This is a genomic window from Embleya sp. NPDC056575, from assembly GCF_042793325.1.
GTDB lineage: Bacteria > Actinomycetota > Actinomycetes > Streptomycetales > Streptomycetaceae > Embleya.
This window is the reverse complement of record NZ_JBHTVA010000129.1, coordinates 1-14,896: the sequence shown is the minus strand read 5'-3', so window position 1 is coordinate 14,896 and position 14,896 is coordinate 1. Positions and strand designations below refer to the sequence as shown.

Sequence of the window (14,896 nt, the reverse complement as noted above, 5' to 3'; positions counted from 1 at the left end):
GCCCGGCGCGGGCTGCGGCGTCACGGCCGGGAGAACCCCCGGCGGGGCCGGTCCGAACGGGCCCGGCCCCGCCGCCTGTTCGAGGCGCCCTCGGAACGTGGTCGACAACCTCGCGCCGCACGGACTCCGACCCCGGACCCGGTCCACAACGCACAAACACGACGGCCCGGGTGCGCGATGGGGGTCGCGCATCCGGGCCGTCGCGGACGCGTACGGGATCGGTGGGGGTGGGACTCCGAATGCCGTACGGGTACGGGCGGAGCGGGCTCGGGCGGCGAGTGCCGGGAGGGTACGTCTCCCCCGCGCCATTGAGGGGGAACGCCCGGCTGTCGCCCGAGCCCGCGCCGCTCAGTTCCCTGAAGCCGCCTCGGCGGACGTCGGGTGGTCGGCCGACCGGTCGCAGAACTCGACCGACCAGTGCACGCTCTGCGGAGGCTTCGTGCCGCCGGTGCGAGTTCCGCCTCGGGTGCCGCCACCCCGGCCTCCGTGGCCTCCACCAATGGACGAAGCAGAGCAAATCATGTCAGATTTCCTTCCGTTCCCGAAGGATGGCGAGGGTTGAGTCGAGAGAACCGTCGGGTTCACATCGAAGGTGAGCATCCGCTGCAGTCGGGGTCGAGCCCTTCGATGGGACCAGCCTGCGCCATGTCGGGCATCCGGCCAAGTGCCCACAGGCTGAAGGAATATGGCGTGAAGGACAAGCGGCTCTGGCGCTTGCCGACCGGTACCGGGACGGGTCGGCGCCCGGCCCGTCAGTCCAACAGGCGCAGCTCTTCCAACCAACGCCGCGCGGCCCGCGTCGCCGGATCGTCGGTGCCGCGTGCCCGTACCTGGGCCCGGAGCACCGAGGGACCGACGTCGAGCCTGGCCCGCAGCCGCGCCACGCGGCGCCAACTGGTGTACGCGTTGTCCGCGAGTTGCCGGAGTACCGCGTCCGACTCGGCGTCCGACTCGGGTTCGAGGACCAGGTCCGCGTAGATCCGCGCGGCCAGTTCCGGTTCCCCGGTCAGGGCTGCGACGTAGGCGCGCACTTCCCGGGCGCCCCGTGGGGGATGGGGGTCGTCCGCGGTGAGCTGCACGGCACGGGTACGCGCCTCGGTCCAGTCCTCGGCCGCCACGGCGGCATGGATCCGCACGAGCAGGGCGTGTCGGCGCTCGGCGGCGGAGGCGTCGAGGATCGGGTCGGGGGTCGATTCGGGGACGGGCGCGTCGACGGGCTCGACGGCCATCGCGCGCGCGGCCTCGACCGTCTCGAACCGCACCGGCGCGGCGGCGGGTTGCCCGGCGGTCGGCCGCGCGGACGGTTCCTGTACGAGGACCGGTCGCGGTAGCCGGGGCGGGGCGTCCGGGGCCGGATGCGCGTCCACGGCCGTCACCTCGCCGTCCACGTCGACGATCAGCGGCCATCGGGTGCCGTCCGCCTCCACCGCCACGGTCCGCACCGCCCGGCCCAGGCTCAGCGCCTTGACCGAGACCCGACGGATCGCCTCCGAACGGGCGAACTCCGCCGGCGCGGGTACGAGTACACCGTCCACCACCGTCTCGCCCCGCGCGGTCATCTCGATCACGATCACCGGTGAAGCCGGCACCGAAGCCGGGTCGATCATGTGCGCCTCCCCTGGATCCTCGACGCGCGCCGCACCCGCGTCATGCGGTCTCGATCGAGACCTCCCGCGCATCCGACGGCGCGAGTCGGCGCACGCGCATCGGGGACACCATAGGGCCATTCGCGCCGATGGACGCGCATTTCCGTCCCGAAATCGGAATGCCGCCGGCACGCGCCGGTCGCGCACAATGGATATTCGCCCGGCGTCCTTGACGTCGGGATCCGCCCTTTGCTTCACTGAGGCGGGCGGATGGATCGGTAATGCGGAACCGCCCCTCTCCCCGGGGCCCGGACACCGGATCACCCGGCTCGCGACAGCCTGTGCCCAGGGTGGAGCGATACCCACGAGCGAGCGACTCGGGTGGCATCGCCGGGTCGATCAGTCCGATTTACTCCATTTTCCTGCTGTTCTTCATCCGTTGTGACGCCGGCACACACCTCCCACCGTCCGGGGCCGGCCACCGGGGAGCCACGCCCTATTTCCCGAGACATTTCGAATCGGCGATCACGGCACCTGCCGGACCGCCGCCTCGAATATCGAAATCCCGACCGTGCAGCGGAAATCGAAAACCCGCTTTCGGTGAACTTGTCACACGCCGATCACGCCGATTACCCCGATCAAACCGCCTCATCGAGTTCGGTCGGCGGCGCCTCGTCCTCTTCGGACGTCGACCGGATCGACTCGTCGGCGCGCACGAAACGGCCCTGGAGGCATCGCCCGGCGAGCACGAACGCGTCCAGCGCGGCCTTCAGGAGCGGGTTGTGGTTGGCGGTGCGGTACAGCGCGAACACCCGGCGGTGCGACGGGGTCTGCGCCAGCGGTATGGCGACCATGCCCTCCCGGGGCTGGTAGGCCAGGCCGGGCACGATGGCCACCCCCGCGCCGGCCGCGACCAGGCCCTGGACCACGTCGTAGTCGTTGCTCCGGAAGGCCACCCTGGGGGCGAACATGTGCGCCGCGCAGATCCGGAACAGGCTGGTGGCGCCCGCGGTTCCCGGCCTGCTGGCCACCCAGCGCTCGTCGGCCAGGTCGGCGAGGTCGATGGCGTCGACGCGGCGCAGCGCGTGATGCCCGGCCGGTACCACCACGACCAGTGTCTCCTCGATCAGCGGGAACACCGTGAGTTCGACGGGCCACACCCTCGGCACCAGGTCATAGGCGAAGACCAGGGTCAGGTCCAGTTCGCCCTTTTGCACCTGTGGCAGCAGGTCGTCGGGCTCGGCCTCGTCGAGCAGGATCTCCGCGCCGGGGTGCGAACGGGTCAACTCCGCCACCGCCGACGGGACCAGGCGTTCCCCGGCGGTCGGGAAGGCACCCAGGCGCAGGCGCCCGCTGCGGCCCTGGACCACGTCGCGGATGTCGCGCTCCAGGCTGTCCAGTACGGCGATCGACTCGCGGGCTCGCTCGGCGATCGTGAAGGCCATCCCGGTCGGCCGGATCCCGTGCGCCTCGCGCTCGAACAGCGGTGTGCCCACGGCCCGTTCCAGTGCGGCGATCTGTTGGGACACGGCGGAGGCCGTGTATCCGGTGCGGCGTGCGGCGCGGGCGAACGATCCGGTGACCACCACCTCGACGAGCGTGCGCAGATGCAGGGGGTTGAGCATCACATGTCCTTGGCCTGGCTGGAACGGGGGTTGAGCATCAGAGTTCCTTGCCCTGGCTCGAAAGAGGTCGCGGTCTGGCGGACCTTGGCACCCGTGGTGCCGACCACGACGCTGTTGGAGCACGTCGACCGAATCGATCGTTGGGCCTCGAGGAGTGTTTCGCCATGTCGGATGTCCTGTCGCTGATGGATCAGTGGGGGCCGGAGAAGGTCGTCTCCGTGTCACACACCCGAACCGGTATGAAGGGCGTGTTGGTCATCGACAACACCGCCCGTGGGATGGGCAAGGGCGGTACCCGGATGTCCCCGACGGTGACCACCGGCGAAGTGGCCCGGTTGGCCCGGGTGATGACGTGGAAGTGGGCCGCGGTCGACCTCTTCTACGGAGGCGCCAAGGCCGGGATCGTCGGCGATCCCACCGGTCGGGACAAGGAGGCCGTACTGCGGGCCTTCGCCCGGGCGTTGTCGAACGAGGTGCCCTCCGAGTACGTGTTCGGCCTGGACATGGGGTTGACCGAGGACGACGCCGCGATCATCCAGGACGAACTGGGCGACCGCGGGGCCGCGGTGGGCACCGATTCCGTGTTGGGCGGGGTGCCGTACGACCGACTCGGGGTGACCGGGTACGGGGTCGCGGAGGTGGCCGACGCGCTGGCCGGGCGCATCGGCCTGCCCCTGGCCGGGGCGCGGGTGGCGATCCAGGGGCTGGGCGCGGTCGGTTCGGCGGCGGTGCGCCGGTTCGCCGAGCTGGGGGCGACGGTGGTCGCGGTCTCCTCCGTGCACGGGGCGTTGTACGACCCGGCCGGTCTGGACGTCGAGCGCCTGTCGCGCCTGCACGCGGAGTTCGGCGATCTCGCGGTCAAGGAGTACGCCGGCGGGGTGGTGCAGGCGTTGGGTTCCGAACTGGTGGTGCCGGCGGAGGTGTTGGTCCCGGCGGCGCTGCAGGACGTGATCGACGAAAGGGTGGCCGATCGCATCACCGCCCGCTTGGTGGTGGAGGGTGCCAATCTGCCCACCTCGCCGGCCGCGCAGCGCGTCCTCGCGGAGCGCGGGGTCGTGGTGGTACCCGACTTCATCGCGAACGCGGGTGGCGTGGTGGCCGCCGGGTTCGCGATGGACGCACGGTATTCCGCGTTCCGGCCCGACGCGGAGGTGATCCGGGCGAGCGTGTCCACGAAGCTGCGGGAGAACGCGGTGCGGGTGTACGAGGAGAGCGCGCGTCGTGGGATCACGTCGCACGAGGCCGCCCGCGCGTTGGCGCAGGAGCGGGTCCTGGCGGCGATGCGGCTGAAGGGACGGGTGGCATCCTGACCGTGGTGTCGCGGCGCGAACTCCGGGTCCGGGTTCACCCGTCGGCGTACGCGGCGGGCTGTTGTGGTGCCGCCGGCGAGGTTCCCGGGAATTCATCGGGCTCAGGTGTGGGTATCCACGGACAGCGGCATCTGGCAGAAGGTCTCGATCTCCTCCTGGAGTTCGCGCACGCGCGTCTCGCGTACCCGCATCGGCCGACGAAGGCGCTCGTGTACCAGCATGACCAGGGAGCGCAATCCGTCGACGCGCCAGGAGGGTTCGATGCGCAGCACGGGGCGTAGTGCCTCGGCGGTCGCTTCGATCTCGTCCAGGTTCGCGTAGGCGAGTGCGATGGATACCCGCGCGATCATCTCGTCGGTGCTCGAATAACGTTCGGGCGTGATCGATGCGTACATGCCGAGCGCGGTCTCGCCGCATTCGATCGCGCGGCGTTCGGCGCCGGGGATGAAGACCCGGGTCAGTGCCTCGTAGGCGCTTTGTTCGGCCTGGTCGAAGGCGAGCAGGCCGCCGATCTCGTCCAGTTCGTCGCGGCGGGCCAACTTGCGGGCGTCGGCCGCGGCGCGCAGTGCCGCCGAGGCGGCGAGGGCGTCGCCCAGGGTGGCCTGGGTGAGCGCGACCAGGGAGTGCAGCCAGACCGATGCGGTACCCACCCCCATGTCGCGTACGGAGGCGCCGAGTCGGGCGTAGCGCAGTGCCTCGTGGACCCAACCGGCGCGGTAGGCGATCAGCGACTGTACGCCGCGCAGCCAGACCTCGGCGCTGGGGTCGCGCGCCTCCACGACCGCGTCGAGCAGTCCGGCCTGGGCCATCGCCAGTGCCTCGCGCGTGTCGCCGAGGTCGTGCAGGGCCCACGCGGACACGCCGCGCGCCAGCGCCTTGGTCAGCGGGTCGACGCGCGAGTCGTCGGGGTCCCCCGGTGCCCGCAGGGTGGTGGCGTGTCGCCGGACGGCGACCAGTTCCTCGTGGATGCTCGGCAGGGCGGTGTGCGGGTACACCGCCGCGAGCCGCCGGATCGCCGCGGCCGTCCGGGCCGGGGACGGGAACTCGATCGTGTCCCTGGGCCCGCCGAGAACGTCGACCTTGTTCGTGAGTTTCATGCGTCGTCTCTCCGCCGATGCGAGATCGTGCCTGGCGGTTGCCAGGATCCCGGCGCGCGGTGGGCGCGCAAAGGCCGCCACGGTTACCCGGTCTCGGTAAACCGAAAGGTAACCGCAGGGAATGCGGGACATTGCGGACTCGAACCGCCGGCTCGTCCCCGGCGGGCGGCGGTCCGGCGGTGTCGAAGGATGGTAATACGCCGGAAACATCGATGCCGTGATTCGGCCGCCGGGAAATATCGGAACCCAACAGTTCGACGTCGAACTGTTGCGTCGTTCGAGGTCCTGCCGCTGTTCGTCGAACGCTCTCCTATGTATGCTCCGATTCAGTTCCGTTCAGTTCCGTCCCGTTTCATTCCGGCCGGTCCGCGCATCGACGCGGCGCCGGGGGCATTCGATGCCACCCTCCGTCGATCGGCGCCGTAACCGGATTTCCACTGCGCGTCACCCCCATGTCGCGTAAGTGCCGATTCCTGATATCGAGGAGCCCCCCGTGGCAATTGACGTCGCAGCCGACCGACCCGTCGTCCTCGTCGAGATCTCGGCCGATCACTCCGTGCGCGTGGCCGGCGAGGTGGTCGTCGTGGCCCCGGGGGACGATCCGCGCGGGGCGGCGCTGGCCGTGGTCGCCGAGCGGGCGCGGTTGCTCGGGCAGCCGGTGCGGGTGCACGCGCGGGAGGCGGACGGCACGATCTTCCCGTTGGACGTGTACGCGGATCGCTCGATCGCCGAGGCGGGGGCGCCGATCCCGGCCGCGCGCCGGCGCGGCATATTCGGCCTGCGGCGACCCGGGTCCGCCTCGGCCGCCGAGCCGGCCCCGGCCGAGGGCGCGCCGCCGGCGGCCGTGGCACCGGCGGCCGTGGCGCCGCAGGCCACGACCGGGGCCGACATGGCGACCCCGTCGTGGACCCCGCCGCAGCCGGCCGCGAACACGTATCCGCCGGCCCCCGCGGCGCACACCTTCGGCGGCGGCGTGCCCACGCCCGGCGCCGAACAGCGCCGACTGCTCGACCTGATCCGGTCGGCGATGGGCACGGGGGACCACGCCGGCGCGTTGACGCTGGCCGCCGAGTTGGACTCCCGCACGGGGACGACGGCGGCCGGTGCGGCGGAGCGATTGGCCGCGCGCGAGGTCTACGGATACGTGGCGCTGGCCACCGGGCACCCCGAGGTGGCGGTGCGGTTGTACGCCGAGGCGGCCACACTCGGTGACGGCGGGGCCGGGGACGCGCCGGCCCGGATGGCCGCCAACGCGCACTTTTGCTGGCTGCGCGTGACCGACCCGGTCGCGGCGGACGCGGCGGGCGCGTTGGTGCTGCACGCATACGCGGTCGGCGGGGTCGCGGATTCGCCGGGGGCGCGCGCGGCGCGGCGGCGGCTGACCGCGGCGCGGGCCGGCTCCTGAACGGCCGACCGGGCCCGATCCCGGGCCCGGTGCGGCGGGGTCAGGGGTGGGCGAGCGGGCGCGGCGGCGACGGGTTTCCGCTGCCGCCGACGCGCGGTCCCTCCGCCCAGAGGTGGTGCAGGTCGTCGGGGATCAGCGGGCTGCGGTAGGCCGCGCGCACCACGTCGTGGGCCACTCGGCCACCCTGCTCGATCAGTCGGACGAACCAGTCGAATCCGGCGGGATACGCCCACAGGTAGGACCGCAAAAGCGGGTTGGCCCCCCGGTCGCCGATCAGGTCGGCGATCTGCTGGTCGTCCCAGAACGGCACCCGCGCGCGGGCGTGCGCCGCGCACGCGCCGGCGCCGATGCCCCGATTGATCGCCAGGTGCAGTTCGCTGCGCACCAGTTGCAGATAGTGGTCCAGACGAACGCGGGCGATCAGCACGTCGTCGTCGGGTGCCACCAGCAGCGGCATCGCCTGGGCCAGGCCCTCCAGGACCACCTGGGTGGGCCCGTGTACGGACAACACCCGCACCCACGGCACGTCCTCGCTGCCGCAGCGGTCCGCGAAGCTCGCCGCCTGCAGGCCGTGGCCGAGGACTTCGTGCAGGGCGAACTGCCGGGTGCCGGCCCGGGTGAAGCGGGCGTTGCGCGGATTGAGCCGCAGCCGCACGTTCAGCCCGGCGCCGTCGAGCCAGTAGGCCCAGTAGGCGTCGACGTCGACGGATTCGATGCTCAGCTCGTACGCCGCGTGCGCGCCGGAGAGCGCGCGGACGGCCGGCTCGTACGCGGCGGCGGCCGCCCGGATCTCGGCGGACACCTCCTCGGGGGCCACCGGCTCCTCCAGGACGCGCAGGTCCCGATCGGTGGCCCCGTGCCAGCCGATGCCCAGCTTGTCCAGGAGCCGCTGGGCCAGCAGGCCGCGTTCGCCGACGTAGTCGGCCGACCAGCCCGCGACCGCGCATCCCTGGGTGGCGCGCACGTACGGACCGAGCGCCGGCCGTTCGCCCAACTGCGTTCCCAGGTAGGCGAGATCGGCGGCCAGCCGGCCGGCAAGCCCGGGCACTTCGGCCACCTCCGGCGCCGCCGCGAGCGCGCTCAGCCGCGCGTACACCTCCAGTCGGCTGCCCGCGGCCGGCACCGGATCGGCCGGCGGAAAGAAGTCGAATTCGACGATCGCGGCACCGCCCCGCTCGATCTCGAAGCGGTGCCAGGCGCGGATCGCCGCCTCGACCTCGTCACGCACTGTCATGAACCACATCCCAACGCAGCGTCACGTATTCGTTGGCGACCAGGTCCTGCCTGGAGAGCGTCACGTGCAGTCGGTCCTCGTCGAGGCTCCAGCGGGTGTGCTGGGTGATCGAGTTCTCCGAGCCGTCCGGATGTTCCTCGACCGCGCCGCACCCGCGGAACTCGGCGACACCGTGGTGGGTCACGCTCAGGGAGAACTGTCGCGTGGGCCGCGCGATGGCCTGGTGCCAGTACGTCGCATCCACGAACAACCCTCCCTCGCACACGTATTCGATGACGGTAGTCTCCCCGGGCGGCACCGGGGGCGAGATCTGGCAGGCGAACTTGGTCAGCCCCGTGGTGTCGTACAGCCGCTGGATCGCGATCTGTCGGTCGCAGGCGTCGGTGGGGGTGATGGTGAGCCGGCCGCGAGTGCGCTCGAACCACAACTCCCGGACCATCCGGGTGAGCGGACGGCCGGTCAGGTTGAGCACCACCTGGCGGTACGTCAGCCGCACGTGCCCGTCCCGGTCCACCACGATGTCCACGTCGAGCGAGAGTTCGACCGCGTCGCCGAACGGGTGCGGCGCGTGCGGGGAGGTGTCCCGGGGGGCCGGCTCCCAGTAGTCGGCCACGCCGCGCTGCCCGGGCTCGCGGCGGTCGGTGCCGGCGCCGCGCGGTGCGGGGGGCCGAACCCCGGGCGCGACCGGGTCGAGCGCCTGCGCGGGCACGTCCTCCTCCCACGGCTGCGGGGCCAGACCCAGCATCTCGCCGGGAATGCGCAGGCCCTGGGAAACACGCTCGACCACGTGCTGTTGGCGTACCTGGGCCCTTCCCTTGACGTAATCGGCGACGCGGCTCGGCGTCATCTCGCACAGCCTCGCCAATTTGCTCAGAGTAAATCCGAGGTCTTCCTGGGCGAGTCGGAATATGGCCCCCAGATCGCGGTCGGCGCAGGCCCTGATCATGGCCGGGGTGGCCAACAACGCGGTAGGCAGCGGGTTTCGGTCTTCAATTTTCGACATTCTGAGCCCCCGTGACTGAGCCGACCCTACGCGGCCCACGTAGTTACCGGTGAATTTACCAGTCCTAGGTAACGTCCTCGACCTTATGTCGATTCCCGCTCCGATACACAATCTACAAACCGGCGTTCAATCGAACGCGGTCCGTGACATTCGAATGTCCCAAACGATCGGCGGACGCAATGCGGGACGGGCAAATGGGGCCGACAGGTACGTATCACCGGCGCCCGATTCTCCCGCCCACGGGCAGCCGCGACGCCGCCCACGGCCCGGTGGCCGGGTCGCCGATCCGGGAACCGTCCGCCGCGTCGGTGCGCCCGCCGCGCCGCGACGACGGGCGCACCGCATCCTCCGTGAACCGTCCCCGCGACGTGAAAAGCCAGGAGATCATGTCCGCATCGACAGACTTCCGACCCGTCCTGGTCGAGCGGAAGCAGGGCGGCCCCGGGTCCGCGCCCGCGATACCGCGCCCCCGGCCGGCCGATGCCGGCCCCCACCGACGTGTGCTCTACCGCGGTACCGACCCGGCCGCGGTCCACGCGGCGGTCGCGTCCCGCCTGGGCCCGCACCGCCTGCGCGTGCCCGGCGGTCGGATCAACGCCACCTTCCGGGCCCTGCACGAGGGCATCGTCACGATCCACGAACTCGCCTACGGCGCTCGGGCCGACGTGTACCTCGACGGCAGCTCGCCGGACTACCTGATCCCCATCCGTCACCGCGGTTGGGGCCGGGTGCTGATCGACGGCACGGAGAACACGCTCTCCCCCTGCGTCCTGGGCCCCGACCGCCCGTCGCGCCTGTCCTGGGAGCCAGACACGTCCGTGGTGCTCCTGCGCATCCCCGGCGAGGTGATGCAGCGCGCGATGGGCAACGGCGTGGTCCGCTCGCCTTGGGGCTCCCGCGAGTTGGGTCCCTACCTGGACGCCGGTGACCTCGGCGTGCGGCAGTGGCTCTCCCTGGCCCGCGACTTCGCCACGATGGTCGACTCCGGCGGCGGGCACCTGGTCGGTTCGCGCACGGCCACCCGGCACTTCGAGCAGGTCCTCGTACACGGCCTGCTCTCCTGCGCGCCGGCCCACGGCGCCGGTCCGCTGCGGACCGGCTCGGGGGCCGACGAACCGAACGGGCTGCGCCGGGCGTTGGCGTACTGCGCCGAACACGCCGGGGAGCCGATCTCGGTCGGCGCCGTGGCGGCGGCGGCCGGGATGAGCGTGCGCACCCTCCAGGAGAAGTTCCGCGTGCACCTGGGCGTGACCCCCGTCGGCCACCTGCGCCGGGTGCGACTCGCGGGTGCGCACGCCGACCTGATCAACGTGGCCGAGGGCAGGTCCCGGGACACCGTGACCGACATCGCCCTGCGCTGGGGCTTCGGCCACCTCGGGCGTTTCGGGTCGATGTACCGCGAAACCTATGGGCAGTTGCCGTCGTACACCCTGCGGCACGGGGCCGCCGAGGACAAGGTTTCGCGCGCCGCGGGATGAGACGGGCACGAGTCGGCGGTCGGCGGCGTCGCCGGCCGCCGGCTCACCACGACGGAAGCGGCACCGTGGCCCGGAAGTGCTCGCGGGCATCGGCGGTGCGTCCGTTGCCGTACACGCGCAACACCTCGGCCAGGCCCGGGTGCCGCGCCGCGAGCAGTTCGGCCGCGGCTTCGATCTCCGCGGCCGAGGCCGCCGCCCGCAGCACGGCCTGCACCGAGACGACCGGATCGGCGGCCGGCCCGGTCAGCACCTCCGGCCCGTTCAGTCGCAACGCGGTACGGGTACTGGGCTGATGCGACCTGATCCGCTCCAACGCGACGGTCCGGTCGGCGTCCGGCAGGCGCTCGAAGTCGGCGGAGGCGACCAGCGCCTCCATCTCCTGGAGTCGGGACAATACGGCCGGGTTGCCGATCTTGGCCCGCTGCCCGGACATCAGTTGGGAGAGCATCGGCGCGGACAGGCCCAGCACGGCGGCGAGTTCCAGCTGGGACGCGCCCAGGCGTCCCAGGAGCCGGCGGAAGCGATCCTGCAACGGCTCGCCGTACCACTGAGTTTGCCGCGCGCGGTTGCGCGCGACGGCTTCCTCGTCCCCCGGTGCCTTCGTCATCGTCGCATGATGCCCCTCGTACGACCCGTTTGCAATTGCAATTTCGGGTCCGATGGCGGGTTCTCGCGTGGCCTTCGGCACAGAACCGGGAGTCGCGCCGGCCCCGGCTCGCTTCACCCCGTCCCGAGCGGGGTCCAGCGATACGAGCCGTCGTCGCGATAGGTGCAGCGCACCCGCGTGCCGGAGGTGGTCCGCGCCTCGGTCATCACCTCGTACCACTGGCAGGGGGTGTCGCCTGCGACGGGTGCCGGGGGCCTGGTGGTGCCGGAGGGTGTGGGTACCGGATCGGCGCCGGGGGACACCGCCCCCGTCACGGTGGAGCCCGTCGTCGGCGGGGGCGACTTGGGGGTGGGCGGATCGGCCGGGTCCCCGCCGATGGTCAGCCACGCCGTGGTCGCCCCCATGGCGACCAGCCCGCCCAGGAGCAGCAGGCCGCGCCGCCCCACGACACGTGTCGACGGACGTGGATTTCCGGCCGGCCGCGAGACCGGCGCGGGCGCGGCCCAAAGGGCTTCGGAAGAGCCGGGGTTGTGGCGCGGCGGCGCGTGGGTTGGCGGTGCGGGCGCGGGGATGGGCGCGGGGATGGAGGCGGCCGTATACCCGGGCCCGGGTTCGGCGGTGGGCCCCGGCAGGGGTTCGGGCATCGGCCCGGGCGGCGGCACGAAGCGCGGCGAGGCGCTCCCCCGCGCGCCCGGCCCGCCGTCCGTCCGGATCTCCGGGTCGCGCGGCACGCCCCGCAGGACCGGCCCCGCCGGAGCGTGCTCGGGGAGCGGGCCGAGCACGTCGAAGACCTCGATCGGCTCCCCGTCGGCGGTGAACGCGGGTACCACCGGCTCGCGTTCTCCGGCGTTCCCCTGGATCTGCCGCAACCGGGCCAGCGCCCGCGCGGCGCTCTCGGGCCGCTCGTACGGGTCGGCGGAGGTCATCGCACCCACCAGGTCCCACAGCGGATCGGCTCCCACCGGCACGGTCGGCGGCTCGTCGGGCGGATCCTCGTGGCCGGTGAGCAGTTGCCACGCCAGCACGCCCAGCGCGTACAGGTCGCGCCGCACGTCCGGCGCCGCGCCGAGCGACGCCTCCGGCGGCAGGTAGCCCGGAGTACCCACCACGTGGCCGGACTCGGTCAGCCTCGGTCCCTCCTGCGACAGCGCCAGGCCGAAGTCGCCCAGCAGACAGCGAGGCATGTCGTGACCGGTCACATCGAGCAGCACGTTCGCCGGTTTGACGTCGCGATGCAGGAGACCGACCGTGTGCACGTGCTCCAGGGCGTCGAGGAGTTGGCCGAGAATCGCCGCCACGTACGCCTTCGGCAGCGCGCCGTAGTCGCGGATCAACGACGCGAGCGATCCGCCGGCGAACAACTCCATGGCGATCAGTACGTCGCCGTCGGCCACCCACGTGTAGGGCGACGCGACGTGCCGGTGCTCCAGCCGGAAACCCTGTTCGCGAACCACACGCAGCAGTAGACCCGCGTCGGCCGGACGCACCAGCTTGGCGGCACAGTAGCCGTCCAACCGATGGTCGAACGCCCGCCATACCGAGCCGGACATTCCGGTCCCAACCGGGTCGACGAGGGTGAAGCGGCCGGCGAGCGGTGAAGGCACGGCGTCACCCTAGCGCAGGGGTTCCGGCTCCTCCCCACCCCGTTACCCGTGGGTAGCCCCGGGTTTGCGATCGCAATCCGGATCATCGCCGTCGCGCGATCGGGCCGACGCGAATTCCGGGGCCGCGCCGCGGTGTTCAGGAGAGGTTCCGGGGACGCCTTCGGGAGCGCCTTCGGGCCGCCCGTCGGACAGCCGCGCGCGCAACGAGCGCATCCGGTCGCGAACCGCCTCCCGCCCGGGGTCGTCGGGCACGGTCGCGTACGCGCGCAGTACGACCGGGCCGAGATCGTACGCGGACCGCGGCTCGGCGACGCGCAACCACGAGTAGTGCGCGTTCCTGGCCATCCGGGCGGCCTCCTCGGGCCGGCCGACCCAGGCCGGTGCGGCATCGGCGTACAACTCCACCGCGAGTCCCGGCCGATCGGTCATCAGCGCCACATACGCGTGCACCTCGCGCGCGGCGGGCACGGCCCGATGATCGGCCCCCGCCTCGACGGCCGCATCGAGGGCGGCGGCCAGCGTCATCGCCCGCCCACCATCGCCGGCTTGCAACGCCCGGGCGATCTCGGCAACGGTCCGGACCTGTTCGACGGTCGGCTCCGGCGCACCCGCCGCCCCGGACGCGGCCGGTCGCGACACGGCCGGCTCGCCCCCGGCTTCCTCGCCCACCGACACCGGCGCGGCACGCCGCCCCGGCGGCTGCCAGGAGGGCGCCCCCGAACCGGTCGAGGCTCCCCCGGCGGAGCCGGCGGGCGCCGGAGCGGGCGCGGGAGCCGACGCGGACGGGGCCGCGGGCGCGGGAGCCAACGCGGACGCGGGAACCGGCGCGGACGGGGACGCGGGCGTGGGTGTCGCCGTCGGTGCGGTCTCCGACTCCGGCGGCCGGAGCTCCGTCGTCGGTGGCGCGAGATCCGCCGGGGCGAATGGTATGGGTGTCGGCCCGGTTCCCCGCTCGGCCGCGGGCCCCCGCGGCGGGGCTTCGGGAGCGTCGAACGCGGCCGTCGATCCGCTCGGTTCGCCGAACCGCCGGACCGGTGAGGTGGTGGCCTCCGGGTCACGCTTGCGTCGGCCGGGGCGCGTGCGTCGCTTCTGTGGCGGGGCGACCGGGTCGTTCGCCGCGGCCGCCTCGCCGTTCTCGTCGACGATGAGCGGGAACAGGGTGCCGTCCGGCTCGACGGCGGCGACCCGCACCGGCCGGCGCAGGAGGCGTGCGGTCGCCGCGGCGGCCTCCAACGCGGTCGCGCGGGGCTCGACGCCCGGCGGTACCGGAACCTCGGTCCCGTCCACCCGGACCCTGCCGTCCGTCGACAGTTCGATGCGGACGACGGGCCACGCGGGCACCATGGAAGGAGTGGAAGAACTGGTCACGACGGCTCCTTCGGTCGGGCGAAGCACGGGGCGCGGCACGGGCGAACGGTTCGGGCGGCACGGTCCGGGCGACGGCGACGCGGCGTCGACCTCGGCTTCGGTCGCGATTTCGGTCAGGGCTTGGATTCCGGTTTCCTCGTCGCGGCGGACGGCGGCATCGATCCGGGCGCCCTCGGCCCGCCCGTCGCGCACACCAGCCCGCCCGGCGCCACCTTCATCCCGGGTGTTCCGTCGATCACCGTCACCACGATCACGCACGAATCGGCGGTCACGGGATCCCCCGAGAGCACGGCGTCCATCGTGTTCGCCGCCGGGAACGCGGTCTTTTGGTAGGTGCCGGACGGACTTTGCGCGATGGCCAGGTATCCCGCGATCCCGTCGGTGCGCGCGGGCGCTCGCCAGGCCACCCGGATCCCGCCGTCGACGGCCTGTCGGGTCACCTGCTGCGGCTGATAGGCGGCAAGCAGTTCCCCCGTCACCGGACTCACGCTGTCGGACGCCCCCGGGCCGGGCGCCCCCGAGGGGCCCGGTCCGGGTGGCGCCGCCGCGTCGGCGCCGTCGTCACCACCGGTCAACAGG

The 14,896-nt window shown here is 72.6% G+C and carries 11 protein-coding genes and 1 pseudogene; 3 read left to right on the top strand and 9 right to left on the bottom strand.

Going from position 1 to position 14,896, the window contains the following annotated elements:
• Positions 1 to 752 precede the first annotated feature (752 nt).
• A complete protein-coding gene (locus ACFRCG_RS47390) occupies positions 753 to 1,607 on the bottom strand; it encodes a hypothetical protein (RefSeq protein ID WP_380042891.1) in 855 nt (284 codons plus the stop codon).
• 617 nt (positions 1,608 to 2,224) lie between these two features.
• The gene (locus ACFRCG_RS47385) at positions 2,225 to 3,211 is read right to left on the bottom strand and encodes a LysR family transcriptional regulator (RefSeq protein WP_380042890.1); all 987 of its coding nucleotides are present in this window, start codon (positions 3,209 to 3,211) and stop codon (positions 2,225 to 2,227) included.
• Positions 3,212 to 3,375: 164 nt separating this feature from the next.
• Between ACFRCG_RS47385 and ACFRCG_RS47380 the strand changes: the two genes are divergently transcribed.
• The gene (locus ACFRCG_RS47380; RefSeq protein WP_380042889.1) at positions 3,376 to 4,521 is read left to right on the top strand and encodes a Glu/Leu/Phe/Val dehydrogenase; all 1,146 of its coding nucleotides are present in this window, start codon (positions 3,376 to 3,378) and stop codon (positions 4,519 to 4,521) included.
• Positions 4,522 to 4,622: 101 nt separating this feature from the next.
• On the opposite strand, the gene ACFRCG_RS47375 is transcribed toward ACFRCG_RS47380, so the two are convergent.
• Positions 4,623 to 5,618, bottom strand: coding sequence for a hypothetical protein (locus tag ACFRCG_RS47375; RefSeq protein ID WP_380042888.1), 996 nt, complete (start codon positions 5,616 to 5,618; stop codon positions 4,623 to 4,625).
• Between the two features lie 493 nt (positions 5,619 to 6,111).
• Here ACFRCG_RS47375 and ACFRCG_RS47370 point away from each other — a divergent pair, with 493 nt between their 5' ends.
• On the top strand, positions 6,112 to 7,023 hold the full coding sequence (locus ACFRCG_RS47370) for a hypothetical protein (protein ID WP_380042887.1): 912 nt from the start codon (positions 6,112 to 6,114) through the stop codon (positions 7,021 to 7,023).
• Positions 7,024 to 7,063: 40 nt separating this feature from the next.
• On the opposite strand, the gene ACFRCG_RS47365 is transcribed toward ACFRCG_RS47370, so the two are convergent.
• The gene (locus ACFRCG_RS47365; RefSeq protein ID WP_380042886.1) at positions 7,064 to 8,257 is read right to left on the bottom strand and encodes a hypothetical protein; all 1,194 of its coding nucleotides are present in this window, start codon (positions 8,255 to 8,257) and stop codon (positions 7,064 to 7,066) included.
• Complete coding sequence (locus ACFRCG_RS47360) at positions 8,244 to 9,203, bottom strand: helix-turn-helix domain-containing protein (protein WP_380042892.1); 960 nt, start codon at positions 9,201 to 9,203, stop codon at positions 8,244 to 8,246. The genes ACFRCG_RS47365 and ACFRCG_RS47360 overlap by 14 nt, the downstream gene beginning before the upstream one ends.
• A gap of 443 nt (positions 9,204 to 9,646) precedes the next feature.
• Between ACFRCG_RS47360 and ACFRCG_RS47355 the strand changes: the two genes are divergently transcribed.
• Positions 9,647 to 10,738 carry an AraC family transcriptional regulator gene (locus ACFRCG_RS47355; RefSeq protein ID WP_380042885.1) on the top strand — a complete coding sequence of 364 codons (1,092 nt, stop codon included), beginning with the start codon at positions 9,647 to 9,649 and terminating at the stop codon, positions 10,736 to 10,738.
• Between the two features lie 43 nt (positions 10,739 to 10,781).
• Here the strand turns inward: ACFRCG_RS47355 and ACFRCG_RS47350 are convergent, their stop codons facing one another.
• The 4 genes and pseudogenes from ACFRCG_RS47350 to ACFRCG_RS47335 all read right to left on the bottom strand — a co-directional run.
• On the bottom strand, positions 10,782 to 11,345 hold the full coding sequence (locus ACFRCG_RS47350; RefSeq protein ID WP_380042884.1) for a helix-turn-helix domain-containing protein: 564 nt from the start codon (positions 11,343 to 11,345) through the stop codon (positions 10,782 to 10,784).
• A 113-nt stretch (positions 11,346 to 11,458) separates the two neighbouring features.
• Positions 11,459 to 12,949: a serine/threonine-protein kinase gene (locus ACFRCG_RS47345; RefSeq protein ID WP_380042883.1), complete on the bottom strand. Its 1,491-nt coding sequence runs from the start codon at positions 12,947 to 12,949 to the stop codon at positions 11,459 to 11,461.
• A gap of 42 nt (positions 12,950 to 12,991) precedes the next feature.
• Positions 12,992 to 14,317 carry a hypothetical protein gene (locus ACFRCG_RS47340; protein ID WP_380042882.1) on the bottom strand — a complete coding sequence of 442 codons (1,326 nt, stop codon included), beginning with the start codon at positions 14,315 to 14,317 and terminating at the stop codon, positions 12,992 to 12,994.
• Positions 14,318 to 14,430: 113 nt separating this feature from the next.
• Positions 14,431 to 14,896: pseudogene (locus ACFRCG_RS47335) on the bottom strand (hypothetical protein); the annotation flags it as partial.

Bases quoted from the DNA above. Each gene is read 5' to 3' on its own strand.
- ACFRCG_RS47390 (WP_380042891.1), bottom strand. From the start codon at position 1,607: ATGATCGACCCGGCTTCGGTGCCGGCTTCACCGGTGATCGTGATCGAG.
- ACFRCG_RS47385 (WP_380042890.1), bottom strand. From the start codon at position 3,211: ATGCTCAACCCCCTGCATCTGCGCACGCTCGTCGAGGTGGTGGTCACC.
- ACFRCG_RS47380 (WP_380042889.1), top strand. From the start codon at position 3,376: ATGTCGGATGTCCTGTCGCTGATGGATCAGTGGGGGCCGGAGAAGGTC.
- ACFRCG_RS47375 (WP_380042888.1), bottom strand. From the start codon at position 5,618: ATGAAACTCACGAACAAGGTCGACGTTCTCGGCGGGCCCAGGGACACG.
- ACFRCG_RS47365 (WP_380042886.1), bottom strand. From the start codon at position 8,257: ATGACAGTGCGTGACGAGGTCGAGGCGGCGATCCGCGCCTGGCACCGC.
- ACFRCG_RS47360 (WP_380042892.1), bottom strand. From the start codon at position 9,203: ATGATCAGGGCCTGCGCCGACCGCGATCTGGGGGCCATATTCCGACTC.
- ACFRCG_RS47355 (WP_380042885.1), top strand. From the start codon at position 9,647: ATGTCCGCATCGACAGACTTCCGACCCGTCCTGGTCGAGCGGAAGCAG.
- ACFRCG_RS47350 (WP_380042884.1), bottom strand. From the start codon at position 11,345: ATGACGAAGGCACCGGGGGACGAGGAAGCCGTCGCGCGCAACCGCGCG.